Annotated in this window: 17 protein-coding genes; 11 read left to right on the top strand and 6 right to left on the bottom strand. The window is 35.9% G+C overall.

Annotated elements, in window-relative coordinates; all coding sequences use genetic code 11:
• Positions 1 to 129 precede the first annotated feature (129 nt).
• From pyrH to DR017_RS13265, 10 genes are all read left to right on the top strand, one after another.
• Positions 130 to 837 (top strand): UMP kinase, encoded by a 708-nt coding sequence (pyrH, locus tag DR017_RS13315; RefSeq protein ID WP_040361052.1) that lies wholly within the window; start codon positions 130 to 132, stop codon positions 835 to 837.
• 202 nt (positions 838 to 1039) lie between these two features.
• A complete protein-coding gene (locus DR017_RS14205; RefSeq protein ID WP_002678670.1) occupies positions 1040 to 1273 on the top strand; it encodes a hypothetical protein in 234 nt (77 codons plus the stop codon).
• Positions 1274 to 1284: 11 nt separating this feature from the next.
• On the top strand, positions 1285 to 1839 hold the full coding sequence (gene frr, locus DR017_RS13300) for a ribosome recycling factor (RefSeq protein WP_002678917.1): 555 nt from the start codon (positions 1285 to 1287) through the stop codon (positions 1837 to 1839).
• Between the two features lie 62 nt (positions 1840 to 1901).
• Positions 1902 to 3009, top strand: a protein-coding gene (gene prfB, locus DR017_RS13295) for a peptide chain release factor 2 (RefSeq protein ID WP_095902361.1) whose coding sequence is annotated in 2 segments (ribosomal slippage) — positions 1902 to 1961 and positions 1963 to 3009 — 1107 coding nt in all. Because the reading frame shifts where the segments join, the coding sequence is not laid out codon by codon here.
• Between the two features lie 12 nt (positions 3010 to 3021).
• Positions 3022 to 4089, top strand: a complete 1068-nt coding sequence (locus DR017_RS13290; RefSeq protein ID WP_146741544.1) for a leucine-rich repeat domain-containing protein — start codon at positions 3022 to 3024, stop codon at positions 4087 to 4089.
• 2 nt (positions 4090 to 4091) lie between these two features.
• Positions 4092 to 4376 (top strand): hypothetical protein, encoded by a 285-nt coding sequence (locus tag DR017_RS13285; protein ID WP_002678855.1) that lies wholly within the window; start codon positions 4092 to 4094, stop codon positions 4374 to 4376.
• Positions 4377 to 4454: 78 nt separating this feature from the next.
• Positions 4455 to 5075 carry a leucine-rich repeat domain-containing protein gene (locus DR017_RS13280; RefSeq protein WP_002678677.1) on the top strand — a complete coding sequence of 207 codons (621 nt, stop codon included), beginning with the start codon at positions 4455 to 4457 and terminating at the stop codon, positions 5073 to 5075.
• 36 nt (positions 5076 to 5111) lie between these two features.
• The gene (locus DR017_RS13275; RefSeq protein ID WP_002678818.1) at positions 5112 to 5489 is read left to right on the top strand and encodes a DUF6960 family protein; all 378 of its coding nucleotides are present in this window, start codon (positions 5112 to 5114) and stop codon (positions 5487 to 5489) included.
• Positions 5464 to 5688, top strand: a complete 225-nt coding sequence (locus tag DR017_RS13270) for a hypothetical protein (protein ID WP_002678837.1) — start codon at positions 5464 to 5466, stop codon at positions 5686 to 5688. The genes DR017_RS13275 and DR017_RS13270 overlap by 26 nt, the downstream gene beginning before the upstream one ends.
• A complete protein-coding gene (locus tag DR017_RS13265; protein WP_002678755.1) occupies positions 5685 to 7403 on the top strand; it encodes an alpha-amylase family glycosyl hydrolase in 1719 nt (572 codons plus the stop codon). The genes DR017_RS13270 and DR017_RS13265 overlap by 4 nt, the downstream gene beginning before the upstream one ends.
• Before the next feature lie 106 nt (positions 7404 to 7509).
• Here the strand turns inward: DR017_RS13265 and DR017_RS13260 are convergent, their stop codons facing one another.
• From DR017_RS13260 to DR017_RS13250, 3 genes are all read right to left on the bottom strand, one after another.
• On the bottom strand, positions 7510 to 8865 hold the full coding sequence (locus tag DR017_RS13260) for a peptidylprolyl isomerase (RefSeq protein WP_002678904.1): 1356 nt from the start codon (positions 8863 to 8865) through the stop codon (positions 7510 to 7512).
• Between the two features lie 111 nt (positions 8866 to 8976).
• A complete protein-coding gene (locus tag DR017_RS13255) occupies positions 8977 to 10065 on the bottom strand; it encodes a hypothetical protein (protein ID WP_050772793.1) in 1089 nt (362 codons plus the stop codon).
• Between the two features lie 58 nt (positions 10066 to 10123).
• Positions 10124 to 11296 carry an AIR synthase related protein gene (locus DR017_RS13250; RefSeq protein WP_002678910.1) on the bottom strand — a complete coding sequence of 391 codons (1173 nt, stop codon included), beginning with the start codon at positions 11294 to 11296 and terminating at the stop codon, positions 10124 to 10126.
• A gap of 94 nt (positions 11297 to 11390) precedes the next feature.
• Between DR017_RS13250 and DR017_RS13245 the strand changes: the two genes are divergently transcribed.
• Positions 11391 to 12143, top strand: a complete 753-nt coding sequence (locus DR017_RS13245; RefSeq protein WP_002678671.1) for a shikimate dehydrogenase family protein — start codon at positions 11391 to 11393, stop codon at positions 12141 to 12143.
• On the opposite strand, the gene rsmA is transcribed toward DR017_RS13245, so the two are convergent.
• Genes rsmA through tgt form a run of 3 tightly spaced genes read right to left on the bottom strand, consistent with a single transcriptional unit; the run spans position 12140 to position 15138 of the window.
• Positions 12140 to 12913, bottom strand: coding sequence for a 16S rRNA (adenine(1518)-N(6)/adenine(1519)-N(6))-dimethyltransferase RsmA (rsmA, locus tag DR017_RS13240; protein ID WP_002678752.1), 774 nt, complete (start codon positions 12911 to 12913; stop codon positions 12140 to 12142). The two genes, DR017_RS13245 and rsmA, sit on opposite strands and share 4 nt — an antisense overlap.
• Before the next feature lie 4 nt (positions 12914 to 12917).
• Positions 12918 to 13994: an LptF/LptG family permease gene (locus tag DR017_RS13235; protein WP_002678638.1), complete on the bottom strand. Its 1077-nt coding sequence runs from the start codon at positions 13992 to 13994 to the stop codon at positions 12918 to 12920.
• Positions 13995 to 14007: 13 nt separating this feature from the next.
• A complete protein-coding gene (gene tgt / locus DR017_RS13230; protein WP_002678802.1) occupies positions 14008 to 15138 on the bottom strand; it encodes a tRNA guanosine(34) transglycosylase Tgt in 1131 nt (376 codons plus the stop codon).
• Between the last annotated feature and the right edge of the window lie 78 nt (positions 15139 to 15216).

Here is a 15216-nt window from a genome sequence, read left to right as displayed (position 1 = left end):
TAGAAGCTTTATTAAAGTTCTAAGTCTTTGACAAAGTGTTCTATAAATCCTCTAAATAATTTGTGTAATACTCTTATTTTCTTTATTTTTGCCCTCAAAATTAGTGAATTAAGTCAATTATCAATTGAAATGAAATATAAAAGAATTTTACTTAAACTCAGCGGGGAAGCCCTTATGGGGAGTCGCCAGTACGGTATTGACCCTGCTCGATTAAAAGAATACGCTACCGAAATAAAAGAGGTAGTAAAACAAGGAGTAGAAGTAGCTATCGTGATTGGTGGCGGGAATATTTTTCGTGGGGTAGCAGGTGCCAGCAATGGTATGGACAGAGTGCAAGGCGACTATATGGGAATGCTTGCGACTGTTATCAACTCGCTCGCTCTACAAAGTGCATTGGAAGATGAAGGTATCTTCACCCGTTTGCAAACAGCTATTAAGATGGAAGCTATCGCTGAGCCTTTTATCAAGCGTCGTGCTGTACGCCACTTAGAGAAAGGACGTGTAGTTATTTTCGGGGCAGGAACTGGTAATCCTTACTTTACAACTGACTCGGCAGCTGTACTTCGTGCTATTGAAATCAATGCGGATGTAATCCTCAAAGGGACTCGCGTAGATGGTATCTATACTGCAGACCCTGAGAAAAACCCTGATGCAGTGAAGTTTAGCCACGTCTCTTTCAATGAATGTATTGATAAAAACCTTAAAGTAATGGATATGACGGCTTTTACTCTTAGCCAAGAGAACCATTTGCCTATTATTGTATTTGATATGAACAAAAAAGGCAACCTCGCTAAAGTAGTAGCAGGGGAAAATGTAGGAACCGTAGTTAATGATTAATGGAAGTATTGTTCAATTGGTGTTGTGAAGTAATGCAATCATTGGCAAATTTTACAGGGTTTACCTATAAAGAAGTGAATGTTATTGTCTTTATTTTTCTAATGCCTATGGTAGATATTGCTCTTTTGCTACTTTTTGTAGTTAAATATGTACAATACAGAGAGAAAAAGCGCTTTATTAAACAATTAGAAGCACAATGCTAATGGAACAAAATCTATTACATAGATGTTTTGACCTTGCAGTGGAAGGCTTGTATTTATTAGCAGATTCTTTTGGAACTACTTATGAAGCAGTGAACATCTATTTGTTTGTGATTATACAACCATTATTGACAATTTTATTGATTGTAGGTATTTTCTTCTTTTATAAGAAGAACAATAATCTACAAATGAAAATTAAAAAGTTATTATCTAATAAAACTAATACTAATAAATAAAACAATATACAATGAACGAAGAAATTAATATTATCTTAGACACTACAAACGAGGCGATGCAAGAGGCGTTGCAACACTTGGACAAGGCTTTGGGCAATATTCGCGCAGGTAAGGCAAGTCCGCAAATGGTAAGTAGCGTAATGGTAGATTATTACGGAGCGCAAACCCCTCTTAGTCAGGTAGCTAACGTATCAGCTCCTGACTCGCGTACCATTTCTATTCAGCCTTGGGAAAAGAAAATGATTCAACCTATTGAGAAAGCTATCCAGATAGCTAACTTAGGCTTTAACCCAATGAACAATGGCGAAATGGTGATTATCACTGTTCCACCGCTTACTGAAGAGCGTCGTCGTGAACTTGTAAAACAAGCTAAAGGTGAAGGCGAAGACGCTAAAATCAGTGTGCGCAATGCTCGACAAGATGCTAACAAAGAAATCAAAAAAGTAGAAACTTCAGACGACATCAAGAAAGATGCTGAAGAGCGCGTACAAAAACTCACCGATAAATACATCAAAAAGGTAGAGGAAGTATTAGCTGCAAAAGAAGCTGAGATACTAAAAGTTTAGGTTTAGGTAAGAGATAAGAGGTAAGAGAGGATAGGGTATAGTAATATAATAAGTAATCAGAAATGACAAATAACGAACAAGTTAAGGATTTAGTGAATCGCCTGGGTGCGTTAAGGAGGTATCTTTGACATAGATGCCAAACGTATTGAAATAAGTAACGAAGAAGAGAAGACTTTTGCACCTGACTTTTGGGATAATGCCAAAGAGGCTGAAAAGGTGATGCGTGAACTTCGCACTCAAAAGAAATGGGTAGAAGATTATGAGGAAGCTGAAAGTCTTACCTCGGATGTGGAGGTGTTGCTCGACTTCTTTAAAGAAGGTGAAGCTACTGCCGACGAGGTAGACCAGCAATACGCACAAGCCCTACACGCTATTGAGGCATTGGAATTTCGCAATATGCTCTCTGATGAAGGCGATGCGATGAGTGCTGTACTGCAAATTACTGCAGGAGCAGGCGGTACTGAAAGTTGCGACTGGGCTTCAATGCTCTTGCGAATGTACACAATGTGGTGCAACAACCAAAAGTATAAGGTAAAGACGCTCAACTTCCAAGAAGGTGATGTAGCAGGTATTAAAACAGTTACTATTGAAATTGAAGGTGAATATGCTTTTGGTTATCTCAAAGGAGAGAATGGTGTACATCGCTTGGTGCGCATTTCACCTTTTGATAGCAATGCTAAACGCCATACCTCATTTGCCTCGGTATATGTATACCCGCTGGCAGATGATACTATTGAAATAGAAATCAACCCTGCGGATATTACCTTTGAGACAATGCGCTCAAGTGGAGCAGGCGGGCAGAATGTAAACAAAGTAGAGACCGCAGTGCGCTTACGTCACCACCCTACGGGAATTATTATTGAGAACTCCGAGACCCGCAGTCAGCTTGATAATAAAAACAAGGCGTTGCAATTGCTCAAATCGCAGTTGTATGAGATAGAACTCAAAAAGCGTCAGGCTAAACGCGATGAGATAGAGGCAGGCAAGATGAAGATAGAGTGGGGTTCGCAAATACGCAACTATGTGATGCACCCCTATAAACTCGTGAAGGATGTACGCACTAATTACGAATCTACTGATGTAGATAGCGTAATGAACGGCGAACTCGACGAATTTCTTAAAGCCTACTTAATGCTTATGGGCACAAGTCGCACGGGCGATACTGATTAATAGAATATAACTTTGCCAAAGGTTGTAGCACAACAGGCTATAAAACCTTTGGCAAAGTATTTTTTAATAATACATCTATTTATGTACAGCTATTTTACCGACAAATACAATTTAAAAATCATTTATTCCCATCAAGGGTATGGCAATTTCATACGATTATACAGAGGAATACCTGTGGAATTATTTTTTATGGATAAGGATATAAAATCATTTGATGATTTTTTGCCTTTTGCTGATACTATAAAAAGTATAAATTTTTTGAGGTGCGCTTTAGATGATTTGAGTGCACTTACTGAATTTAAAAAGCTCAAGGAATTATATATTTCTGATAGCATTATCCATTCAAAGCGATTTTGTCAATTTCTTCAGTTACCTTCTTTAAAAGAATTGACTATTTCTAATCAAAACTATCCAGAAGAAAATCCTTATATACATTCGTTAGCAGAGGCTCATTTGCCTTCTCTGAGGAGTTTAGCCATAGGAAGTTTTGAAACAGATAGTTTAAAAGATGTATATTTACCTTCTTTACGGGAGTTGGTATTGCCTTATTCAGTTAATAGTTTGAAAGGAGCTTATATTCCTTTGCTTGAGAAATTGGATGCTGAACATCTTAAAGAAATAGATGTTGCATTGCCTAAGCTCAAAAAATTACATATAAAATTGAAAGGTTTTGATTTCTATTCACTCAAAAATACCCCTAATTTGAGAGAATTGTATGCTATTCATACTTATTATGATGATCAACAAACTTTTGATGGCTTGGAGGTATGCAAAAAATTAAAATATATTGAGATGTTATCTTGTCCTTTTAAAAACTTTCTTCCGTTTAGCAAGTTGAAGTCTCTTGAGCATTTGGATGTGAGTTATGGCTCCGAAATAGAAAGTTTAGAAGGCTTAGAGCAATTGCCAAATTTAAAAAAGCTCTGTTTGTATGACAATGAATTTATCAAAGAAATAGATGATATATCGTTTATTAAGAATTTGAAAGTATTAGAGATAGAAAAACATAAGGTTCTAAAAATAATAGATGAAATAGAGAAACGAGATATTGCACTTTGGATAATACCAGATGAGAGTTGATAATGAACAAAGAAATTCAATTTTATTCAGATTATGATGGAAATAATCTCGCTTTATTAGAGATAAATAATGCGAGTGACGAAACTATTTTACAACTAAAAGAAATAGAGAATCATATTATTAGGCTTCGTTTTGAGGAATCTCCTAAATCTGAGAAGTTACAAGTGCTATCAGAGGTGCTGGCACAGCCTCATAAATCGGTGTTTATATTGCAATTGCTAAGAGAAAACAATCAAGAGGCTTGGATAAATATAGAGGATTTTAAAAGTGTATGGAATGTAGAGTAACTGTTTATTAGCAATAGAGATTGGGGATTTGATTCGCTCAAAGGTATTGAGTATTTTCAAAACCTAAAAGAATTAGTTTTGGTACTTCGGTATGATAAAAATCTAAGTCTTACACCTTTGGAAGCTTGCTATAAATTAGAAAAGATTAACTTAGAACTTCCTCTAACAAAAAAACAACATCAAGAGCTATCGATGTTGCAATCATTAAAGAAAATGAATGTGAGAGGCTTACAAACAGATTTACTTCAAGCAATGCCCGCTATGGAGTTTTTGGAAGTGCAAGGGCTACAAAGTACAGACCTCGACAAGAAGATGCCTAATTTAAAAGAATTGTTGCTATTCAATAGCAATAAGTTAGAAGACATCAGTTTTATTTCGGGGTTAATACATTTAGAAAGTTTATCATTTTTGGGAGCTAATAAAATTGCTATACTCCCTTCACTTTCTGAACTAAAACAACTTACCTATCTTTCGCTGATGAATATGAAAGAACTCACTGATATTTTCAGTATTAAAGAGGTGAAGCAACTGCGCCATTTACGTATTGCTACCAATTCGTTTAGATTAGAAGATTTGTCTTGGCTTGTTCCTGAAGTATTTCCTTTTTTGGAAAGTATTACAATAAAACTCAAAACGATGAAAGAAACGAGGAACTTTTTGGAGAGATTTCCCGAGATAGGTAAGATACAATACGATTAGATTAAAAGAAATACAACGATTAAAACTATTTTAGTGATGCTATATGGAATTTGTTTTTGGTTGTTGAACAAGAATAAAGACAATATTTTATTAGACAACAGTGGAATAGAAATGTTTGAAGCTTTGAATCCACAAGGAAAGTTATTTACTATCCTTGAAGATTTAAGTACATATTATAAAATATCTTATGGTGATAAAGCATTCATTATACGAAAAGAAGCTATGAAAGTTATAGAAGGTAGTTTTTTAGAAATAGGTACTTTGGTATCGGTAGTAGCCAGTGGAAAACAAGCTATTATAAAAGATCGATATTGGCATTTTAAAGATAGTAAGCCTTTTTACATTTTATTAGGTAGCAGTAGAAGATTTTTTGAAGAAGAGTTGCTATATGAAGAAAGAAATATTAATATGTAACGATTGTAATTATGACAATTTAGTAGCTGAGATTTATATAGATGATAAATATATAGCATTAGTTAGTTATGATAATAATGGTAATTTCTTTGTAGAAACACCTACTATCAAACTAATTAATGAGGATATGGTAACTCATAAAGTTGATTACAATGTATTTATTAAGTTATTAGAAGAAGCTAAAAATAGTTTAAAATGAATAACAAAATAGTAGTTTACCAAGTGCTAACGAGACTTTTTGGGAATACTAATACTACCAATAAAGCGTGGGGCACTAAAGATGAAAATGGAGTGGGTAAGTTCTCGGATTTTACTGAGAAGGCTCTATTAGAAATAAAAAAGTTAGGAGCTACATATATATGGTTTACAGGAGTATTACATCACGCACTCACTACTGATTATACAGCTTATGGCATCAGTAATGACTTTCCGGCGGTAGTAAAAGGACGCGCGGGCTCTCCTTATGCCATAAAGGATTATTACACTGTAAACCCAGATCTTGCTGACAATCCCGCACAACGTTTGGAGGAGTGGGAAGCCCTTATTGCACGTACGCACCAGTGCGGACTGAAAGTGATTATGGATATAGTGCCTAATCACGTGGCACGCCGTTATGAGAGTATTGCTAAACCTGAGGGAATAAGAGGTTTTGGAGAAGATGATGATATTTCGGTAACTTATGCAGTAAATAACAATTTCTATTACAACCCCAATGAGGCTTTTAAACTACCTGAAGGTATTTATGGCGAATATCACGAGTTTCCTGCTAAATGGACAGGTAATGGGGCGCGTGCTTCTCAGCCCGATCGCAATGATTGGTATGAAACCGTAAAGCTCAACTATGGGGTACGCCCTGATGGTATTAAGGATTTTCCAGAACTACCTATAGGTTTTGAGAGTGAAGATACAGAAGTGCATTACCATTTTTGGCAAGACAAAACTGTGCCTAATACTTGGCAAAAGTTCAAAGATATTGCTTTGTATTGGCTTGAGAAAGGTGTAGATGGATTCCGTTATGATATGGCTGAAATGGTACCTGTAGAGTTTTGGAGTTATTTCAATTCGGCTATTAAACATCATAACTCAGAGGCTTTTCTGCTGGCTGAGGTATATAACCCCAATGAATATCGCTCTTACCTGCACTTAGGGAAGATGGATTACTTGTATGACAAAGTGCAATTGTATGACACTTTGCGCAATATTGTAGCACACGAACATAGTACTGATGCCATTGCTCCTATACAACGTGAACTTTCTGATATTTCAGACCGTATGTTACATTTCTTAGAAAACCACGATGAGCAACGTATAGCCTCACCAGAATTTGCGGGCTATGCCGAAAAGGCTAAACCTGCAATGGTAGTTTCTACCCTTATTAGCGAGTCGCCGGTTATGGTGTACTTTGGTCAGGAGGTGGGAGAGAGAGCGGCAGAATGGGCAGGTTTTGGCAGTTCGTCGCGTACTTCTATCTTTGATTATATAGGAGTTCCTGCTCATCAACGATGGGTGAACCACAAGCAGTATGACGGAGGACAACTTAGTAATTCGGAACGAGCATTACACGATTTCTATCAGCGATTACTCAATTTAAAGATTAATGGTGCTTATATTGATTTGCATCAATACAATCGAGAACACACTGTTTATTACAACGACAAAGTGTATAGTTTTGCGAGAGGGAATGAAGAAGAACAATGGGTGATGGTATGCAATTTTAGTGAACACGAAAGTTATGGTTTTGACTTGCAATTGCCAGCCTATTTGTTAGGCAGTTGGTTCTTGAATGACGGTACATATACCCTTAACGATGCTCTTTACTACGAAAAGCAAACTACCCTATATATAGAAAATGGCAAAGGAAGATTGCGAGTGGATATAGCCCCTTTGGAGTCTTTAGTGTTTAGAATTTCTTGATAAAGTATTTATATTGGTAATAAAAAAGTGAGAAATAAAACTTATGATAGTTTTGTTTCTCACTTTTTATTTTTTTTAGATATTTTCCCATTGAAGTAAGGGGAAATTATTTCTTCAGCCAGTTATTTTCAAACTTACAATTTTTATATTCTCCATTTACTGAAATGTAAGTCTTTTCAATGTGTTCTTTCATCCACTTGTTGATAGCTTTTAGCTGTTTTTCTTTGAGGGCTAAATCTTGTATTTTTACGTAATCCTTTACAAAATCGGCTTGGTGTTCATCAATACGATTTGTAATTTGGTAAATCTTATAAGTCTTTTTACCAGTTCTGTCTTCATCTAGAAAAGGAACTGACACCTCATTATCTTTTAGGTCTGAAATACGTGCGTAAAGAGTAGGCTCTATACGGGTAAGTTCAAAACGAGTAGAAAGATCTTCAGGGTTGATAAGCTGACCACCATCATTACGAGTTTCTTTTTCATCAGAGAAATTACGTGCAGCCTCATCAAAAGTGAGTTCTTTGTTAATGATGCGTTCGCGTATTTTGGATATTTTTTCTTTAGCTTCGTTGAGAGCTTCCTCAGGGATATCAGGCATTAATAAAATGTGGCGTACACTCACTTCTTTACCACGAATCTTGTCCATTTGAATAATATGCCAACCGAAACTTGACTCAAAAGGTTTAGATATTTCGCCTTCTTGCAAAGTAAAAGCTACATCTTTAAAAGCTTTATCGAAAGCAGAATTACGATTGAAAGTAAGGACTTGTCCGCCAGTAGCACGGTCTTGAGAGTAGAGAATGGCTTTGGTAGAAAAACTCATACCATTTTCTTCTACATCCTTTTTAATATCATTGAGTTGATCTATTACTTTTTGTACTGAACTCTTAGGGGCAACTGGGTTTACCACAATTTGAGCTATTTCTAATTCAGTACCAAAATGCGGACGCTCATCGGCTGGTATAGCATTGAAGAAGGTGCGTATTTCTTCAGGAGTTACTTCTACATCTTTAATAATTTGTTGTTTCATACGCTGAGCGAGCATACTCACCTTCAAAAGGTTGAAAAGTTCGTCACGCATAGATTGTTCGTCATCTTTTTTGTAGAACTGTAATAGTTTTTTGATATCACCACCTAATTGAGCAGTTAAAAACTCAATACGTTGGTTCACTTGGTCGCGTACTTCGCTATCGGTGAGCTTCACACTATCTTGCACAGCTTGGTGAGCATAGAGTTTATCCTCCATCAGTTTGCCTAACATCTGGCAACGGTTGATTTCACGGGTATCTACTTCTTGTTGTTGCAAATCAATATACGCCTTGTCTATATCTGATTCCAAAATTAGATAATCACCTACTACAGCTGCCACGCCATCTACCTTTTTACGCTCGTTGTTTTGGGCAAAAAATGGAGTGGTAAACAACAACATTACAAGAATCGACCAAATTTTTGTTTTATTCATAAACTTTGTTATTAACTTTAAACGTTCTATTATCATATCAAAAGATGTGCCTAATTGCACTAACTAATTTGCAAAAGTAGTATTTATATTGGAAAAACGAAACATTCTACGTTATTTTATTTTAAAACTACCGATGAGCCACCCTATTGCAGGGAAATAAAAAGGAGCAGTGAATAACCATAAATACTCATAAAAATTGCTAAAAATAGGGTAGTTTCCAATAACTGAAAATCCCTTATAGACGATTAATCCTTCGGTGGTGATAAAACAAAAGAGAAATAGATAAATAAGCCAACGATTTACTTTATATACTTCTTCTAAAAACAGCAAGAGACCTATGGTTACAATTCCTAGAAAATTGAAGTGCAAATAACTAATTAGTAGGTCGATATTTTTAAATAAATAGGGGGTAAGCACGGGGAAAGCACCAGTGAACATCATTGCTACTTTGGCAATAAAAAAACAGATAAAAACTGTTGCTAAAAAGCTCTTTGGTTGAGTTTTTAGGTATAGGCGCAATATCATTATTACAGAGGTAAGCCAAATAAGCACAGAAACTCCCCCAACGATATAGTAGATAGGATAACTAAAATAGCCTACCCACGAGATAAAAAGCGACCCTATAATTCCCGCTTGAAATAGAATAAATATGCGCTTGATAAGTTGAGGGTATTGTATATCCCAACCATATTTTTTTACAAAAAGTCCCATTAGGCTACTGAGCATCCATCCATTGTATTGAAAGTGCAAAAAGAAAGCAATGGAACACATATACATTTCAGAAAATTTACCAAACTTTACAATAGTTACAGGCATAAACCATATTCCTAAACTTGATAGAATAAGATAAAAGATGCCCATCTTTACAAAAGGGGAAGTAGCATATTTTATAAAGAATTTCGCAAAGAAGTAAGTACAAATGATAAATACTGATGAAAAACTGATAGAAATGGCTCCATATCCTTGAAAAGGGAAGCTACAGAGCATACCTAATACTGAGAATTGGGTAATGTAGAACAGCCATCGGTAGCGTTTGTGTAGTTGAGTGTTGAAAGGAATGAAAGTTCGCGCCAAAATAGCTGAAAGCATTACATATACAAATCCTAAAAGCGCTAAATGAGAATGGGTATGCACAATATTCCGATAATTGAATACAAAAGGATAGTCGGCTACTTGTACTGAGCGCATAAAGATACCCAAGCACACAACTATGGCAAAATAAGCAAATGCCCATCGTATATCGGTTTGTATGTTTAATTTAGTATTCAAAAGTACCGTATTCGCTTTTTATAGTTAGACATTTTTTATCAGAAGCTTCTACATATCCTATTACTTGAGCAGGTACGCCAAAAGATTCTGATATAGCTATCAAATCCTCGGCAATAGCTTCAGGTACATAGAGTTCCATACGATGACCACAGTTAAATACTTGGTACATTTCCTTCCAATCGGTTTTAGATTCTTCTTGAATAAGTTGAAAGAGAGGAGGAACGGGGAAGAGATTGTTTTTAACAATATGCAAGTTATCTATAAAATGCAATATTTTAGTTTGTGCTCCTCCACTACAATGTACCATTCCACATATTTGGGTATTGTCGTATTTTTCTAATATCTTTTTGATAATAGGTGCGTAGGTGCGGGTAGGGGAGAGGACGAGTTTCCCCGCGTCTATAGGAGAACCTACAACACTATCAGTGAGGTGTTTAGTTCCTGCATATACGAGCTCTTCAGGAACTGAGGGATCAAAACTTTCAGGGAATTGATTTGCTAATGATTTGTTGAAAACATCGTGTCGAGCTGAGGTAAGTCCGTTGCTACCCATACCACCATTATAAGAAGTTTCATAAGTAGCTTGCCCATAAGAAGCCAATCCTACAATTACATTGCCTGCTTTGATGTTTGCATTATCAATCACTTTACTACGTTTCATACGTGCTGTTACAGTGGAATCGACAATAATAGTGCGGACTAAATCACCTACATCGGCAGTTTCACCTCCTGTAGAGTGAATATGTACCCCAAAATTAGCTAATTCATTGATAAGTTCTTCAGTACCATTGATGATTGCTGAAATAACTTCTGCAGGAATGAGGTTTTTGTTGCGCCCTATGGTAGAAGAAAGCATAATGTTATCTACTGCTCCTACACACAATAAATCATCTATATTCATTATGAGGGCATCTTGAGCAATGCCTTTCCAAACACTTAAATCGCCCGTAGTTTTCCAATACATATAAGCCAAAGCCGACTTAGTACCTGCACCATCAGCGTGCATTACAAGGCAATATTGGTCATCACCAGTAAGATAATCGGGGACTATTTTGCAGAAAGCTCTAGGGAACAATCCTTTATTGATATTTTTGATAGCTTTATGCACTTCGTCTTTCGCAGCCGAAACTCCACGTTGTGCATAGCGTTTACTTACTTCCATTATAGTTTAATTTTGAGAGGCAAAGGTAAGAATAATTTGTCAATTAGCAAATTGGCAAATTAATTAATTATCCTTATCTTTGCCAAAAAAAGAAATGAATGACATATATGCATTAGTAGGTAAGAATATAGATTATTCTTTTTCAAGAAATTATTTTACCGAAAAATTTAAACGCGAAGATGTGAAAAACAGTCAGTATGTGAATTTTGATATCCAAAATATTGATGAACTGACAGATTTATTGCGTGCTACACCTAATTTAAAAGGAATGAATGTAACCATTCCTTATAAGCGTGATATTATCAAGTTCCTAATAGCGGTAGATCCTACTGCTTATGATATAGGAGCTGTAAATACCATACAAGTAACGCCTAAAGGACTTATAGGCTACAATACTGATTGTTATGGCTTTCGAGAATCATTACGTCCGCTCTTGCAACCCCATCACACTTTTGCTCTTATATTGGGTACAGGAGGGGCTTCAAGTGCTGTAGCGTACGCTCTTAAGCAATTAAGAATTAGAGCTCAATTTGTATCCCGTACTCCTAAAGAAGGTCAGTTAGCTTATGATAAACTCACCCCTGAACTTTTTCAAAAGTATACTTTGATTGTAAATTGTACTCCCTTAGGAACTTTTCCAAATATTACAGATTGTCCTCCAATTCCTTATGAATATATCACTCCACAACACTTGCTCTATGATCTCATCTATAATCCTGCAGAAACTACTTTTTTACAAAAAGGGAAACAGCGAGGGGCTACCATTTGTAATGGTTTGCAGATGTTAGTGTTACAAGCTGAAAAATCGTGGGAGATTTGGCAAAAAAATAGTGACCTAACAAATTAATGTTGCTCACTTATTACTTTAGTAATACGCACAAAATCTTGCCAAGGCAATTGCTCAGGGCGTTTATCGAATATAGAGTCTTGTTTTAAATTCTCATCTATAAGAAATTGTTTTAGACTATTGCGGAGAGTTTTGCGCCTTTGATTAAATGCTGTTTTAACAACTGTAAAGAACAAACTTTCATCGCAATCTAAATGGAAGTTAGTTTTGCGTACCAATCGTATCACTCCACTTTTTACTTTTGGAGGAGGATTAAAAACTCCTTCTGAAACAGTGAATAAGTAGCTAGCATCGTAGAAGGCTTGTACTAAAACTGATAATATACCATACGTTTTGCTACCTTCGTGTTCACATATACGCTCGGCTACTTCTTTTTGAAACATTCCGCTGAACTCGGGAACATATTCTCGCAGTTCAAGCAATTTGAAAACAATTTGAGTAGAAATATTGTATGGAAAATTACCAATAATAGCAAAGGGTTCCCCTATATAATCAGCTATATTGTATTTCAAGAAATCATCAGCAATAATTTTTCCTTTGAGTTCGGGGTAATGAGTTTCTAAATAGGCTACAGATTCCTTATCAATTTCAACTATGTGTACATCAACATCTTTTTTGAGTAAAAACTGAGTGAGTACCCCCATTCCTGCCCCTATTTCTATCACTTTATTATAACCTTTTAATGATAGTGTATCAGCTATTTTTTGAGCGATGTTTAAATCCTTTAAGAAATGTTGCCCTAAATGTTTTTTTGCTTTTACTAATTCCATAAATCTAACTTCTTACTTTTCGGAGTAACAAAATAGCTAAGGTAAGGAAAATAAGGTTAGGCAAGACGACAGCCATTAGAGGAGAAAGTCCTCCTGAGGTTTGGGCAAGGGTTCCAAATACACGGTCGAAGAATACAAAACTAAATCCTACAACTACTCCTACCATTAGGTTGATTCCCATTCCTCCGCGTTTTTTTACCGATGAAACAGCTACACCGATAAGTGTAAGAATAAAGGCTGTACTTATAGCACCCCAACGACGGTATTTTACCAATAGATACATATTTAAATTGGGCGAACCTTTCATCTTTTCGCGTTCAATAAACTTGTTTAGCTCAAACAAGTTCTTGTTTTCTGCCGTATATTCCATCGGCATTAGGTCATCAGGTTTGAAATTGAATATAGTATCTAACTGGTCGCGTTTCACTAATATATCATCACCTTCACCTATTTTTCTTTTGGAATAATTGGTAAGCCTGTAAGTTTTTGTACTATCTATCCACTGAATTGTCTCAGCATTTATTTTTTCCTTCATCTTAATACCATCAAAGTGCTCTACTGAAAAGTTGTACCCTTTTTGTTCTTGGTAATTAAATGAGCTTACATATAAATAATCATTATCAGAAAACTGATTGTAGAGGTCTGAAACACTTTCTACCTTTGAAGAACGTATGTACTTATTCCAAAAGTCGTTATATACAGTACTAGCAGCTGGTACAATAAACATTCCCATAAAGAACACTATCACAGAAATGATGCTCGCACCCACGATATATGGACGCAAAAAGCGCATATACGATACACCTGAGCTCTGGATAGCAATAATTTCTGTATTATTAGCTAACTTTGATGTAAACCAAATAATAGAGAGAAATAACAAGATAGGGAATAAAATATTGGCAAAATAAACAATAAAACTAAGGTAATACCACAGTATTTCATTCATTGGTGCTTTTCTTTCTATCATTTTATCTACTTTTTCAGATAAATCTACAATAATTCCAATAGGAATGAAGAGAACTATCATTATAAAGAAGGTAAGAAGATAGCGTTTTAAGATGTACCAGTCGAGTATTTTCATTTTTTTATTTTTTTTATAGACGATTTGACATATTGGCAACCATTTTGGTTTTCCACTGAAGGAAAGTACCCGCTATAATTTGTCGGCGAGCTTCTCTCACAAGCCACAAATAGAAACCGAGATTATGAATAGAAGCAATTTGCTTGCCAAGAAATTCATTGGCAGCAAATAAATGACGCAAATAGGCTTTTGTGTAATAGGTGTCTACATAAGTATGCCCATCAGGGTCTATGGGTGAAAAATCATCTTCCCATTTTTTGTTTTTAATATTGATAATTCCTTTTGCAGTAAAGAGCATTCCGTTACGAGCATTGCGCGTAGGCATTACACAATCCATCATATCCACTCCCAAAGCAATATTTTCCAATATATTAATGGGGGTTCCCACTCCCATAAGGTATCGAGGTTTGTCTTTGGGGAGAATATCACATACAAGTTCAGTCATTTCATACATTTGTTCAACAGGTTCTCCTACTGATAGCCCCCCGATAGCGTTTCCGTCGGCATTTTTGCTTGCAATATATTCGGCAGACTGTGTACGAAGGTCTTTATAGACTGACCCTTGTACTATCGGGAATAAACTTTGATGATAACCGTATTTAGGAGGTACTTTTTCGAGGTGAGCAATGCATCTATCAAGCCACCTATGCGTGAGATGCATTGAACGTTTTGCATAACCATATTCACAAGGGTAAGGCGTACATTCATCAAAAGCCATCATAATATCAGCACCTATACTGCGCTCTATTTCCATTACATTTTCAGGTGAAAAAAAGTGAAAAGAGCCATCAATATGACTTTTAAATTTCACGCCTTCTTCTTTTATCTTTCGGTTGGCAGCCAATGAATATACTTGATAACCACCACTATCGGTAAGTATGTTTCTATCCCAATTAATAAACTTATGTAAGCCTCCTGCTTTTTCTAAAATGGGGGTTTGAGGTCGTAAATAGAGGTGATAAGTGTTCCCCAATATGATATCAGCGTTGATATCATCTTTTAATTCGCGTTGGTGCACTCCTTTCACACTTCCTACCGTTCCCACAGGCATAAAAATAGGAGTTTCAATCACGCCGTGGCTGGTAGTAATCTTTCCAGCACGTGCTTTAGTATGTTCATCTGTTTTTAGTAATTCAAATTCCATAGTTGAAATATTTTCGGGCGCAAAGGTAGGGAAGAATTTGCAAATTAGCAAATTAGCAGAATTAGCGAATTAGTTAGT

The organism is Capnocytophaga sputigena (assembly GCF_900446695.1).
Lineage (GTDB): Bacteria > Bacteroidota > Bacteroidia > Flavobacteriales > Flavobacteriaceae > Capnocytophaga > Capnocytophaga sputigena.
The sequence above is the reverse complement of the archived record's forward strand: the minus strand, read 5'-3'. Positions and strand labels throughout refer to the sequence as shown.

What these genes read in the sequence shown, in the direction of transcription:
- pyrH (WP_040361052.1), top strand. Translation starts at nt 130, where the DNA reads ATGAAATATAAAAGAATTTTACTTAAACTCAGCGGGGAAGCCCTTATG.
- DR017_RS14205 (WP_002678670.1), top strand. Translation starts at nt 1,040, where the DNA reads ATGGAACAAAATCTATTACATAGATGTTTTGACCTTGCAGTGGAAGGC.
- frr (WP_002678917.1), top strand. Translation starts at nt 1,285, where the DNA reads ATGAACGAAGAAATTAATATTATCTTAGACACTACAAACGAGGCGATG.
- DR017_RS13285 (WP_002678855.1), top strand. Translation starts at nt 4,092, where the DNA reads ATGAACAAAGAAATTCAATTTTATTCAGATTATGATGGAAATAATCTC.
- DR017_RS13275 (WP_002678818.1), top strand. Translation starts at nt 5,112, where the DNA reads ATGCTATATGGAATTTGTTTTTGGTTGTTGAACAAGAATAAAGACAAT.
- DR017_RS13270 (WP_002678837.1), top strand. Translation starts at nt 5,464, where the DNA reads ATGAAGAAAGAAATATTAATATGTAACGATTGTAATTATGACAATTTA.
- DR017_RS13265 (WP_002678755.1), top strand. Translation starts at nt 5,685, where the DNA reads ATGAATAACAAAATAGTAGTTTACCAAGTGCTAACGAGACTTTTTGGG.
- DR017_RS13260 (WP_002678904.1), bottom strand. Translation starts at nt 8,865, where the DNA reads ATGAATAAAACAAAAATTTGGTCGATTCTTGTAATGTTGTTGTTTACC.
- DR017_RS13250 (WP_002678910.1), bottom strand. Translation starts at nt 11,296, where the DNA reads ATGGAAGTAAGTAAACGCTATGCACAACGTGGAGTTTCGGCTGCGAAA.
- DR017_RS13245 (WP_002678671.1), top strand. Translation starts at nt 11,391, where the DNA reads ATGAATGACATATATGCATTAGTAGGTAAGAATATAGATTATTCTTTT.
- rsmA (WP_002678752.1), bottom strand. Translation starts at nt 12,913, where the DNA reads ATGGAATTAGTAAAAGCAAAAAAACATTTAGGGCAACATTTCTTAAAG.
- DR017_RS13235 (WP_002678638.1), bottom strand. Translation starts at nt 13,994, where the DNA reads ATGAAAATACTCGACTGGTACATCTTAAAACGCTATCTTCTTACCTTC.
- tgt (WP_002678802.1), bottom strand. Translation starts at nt 15,138, where the DNA reads ATGGAATTTGAATTACTAAAAACAGATGAACATACTAAAGCACGTGCT.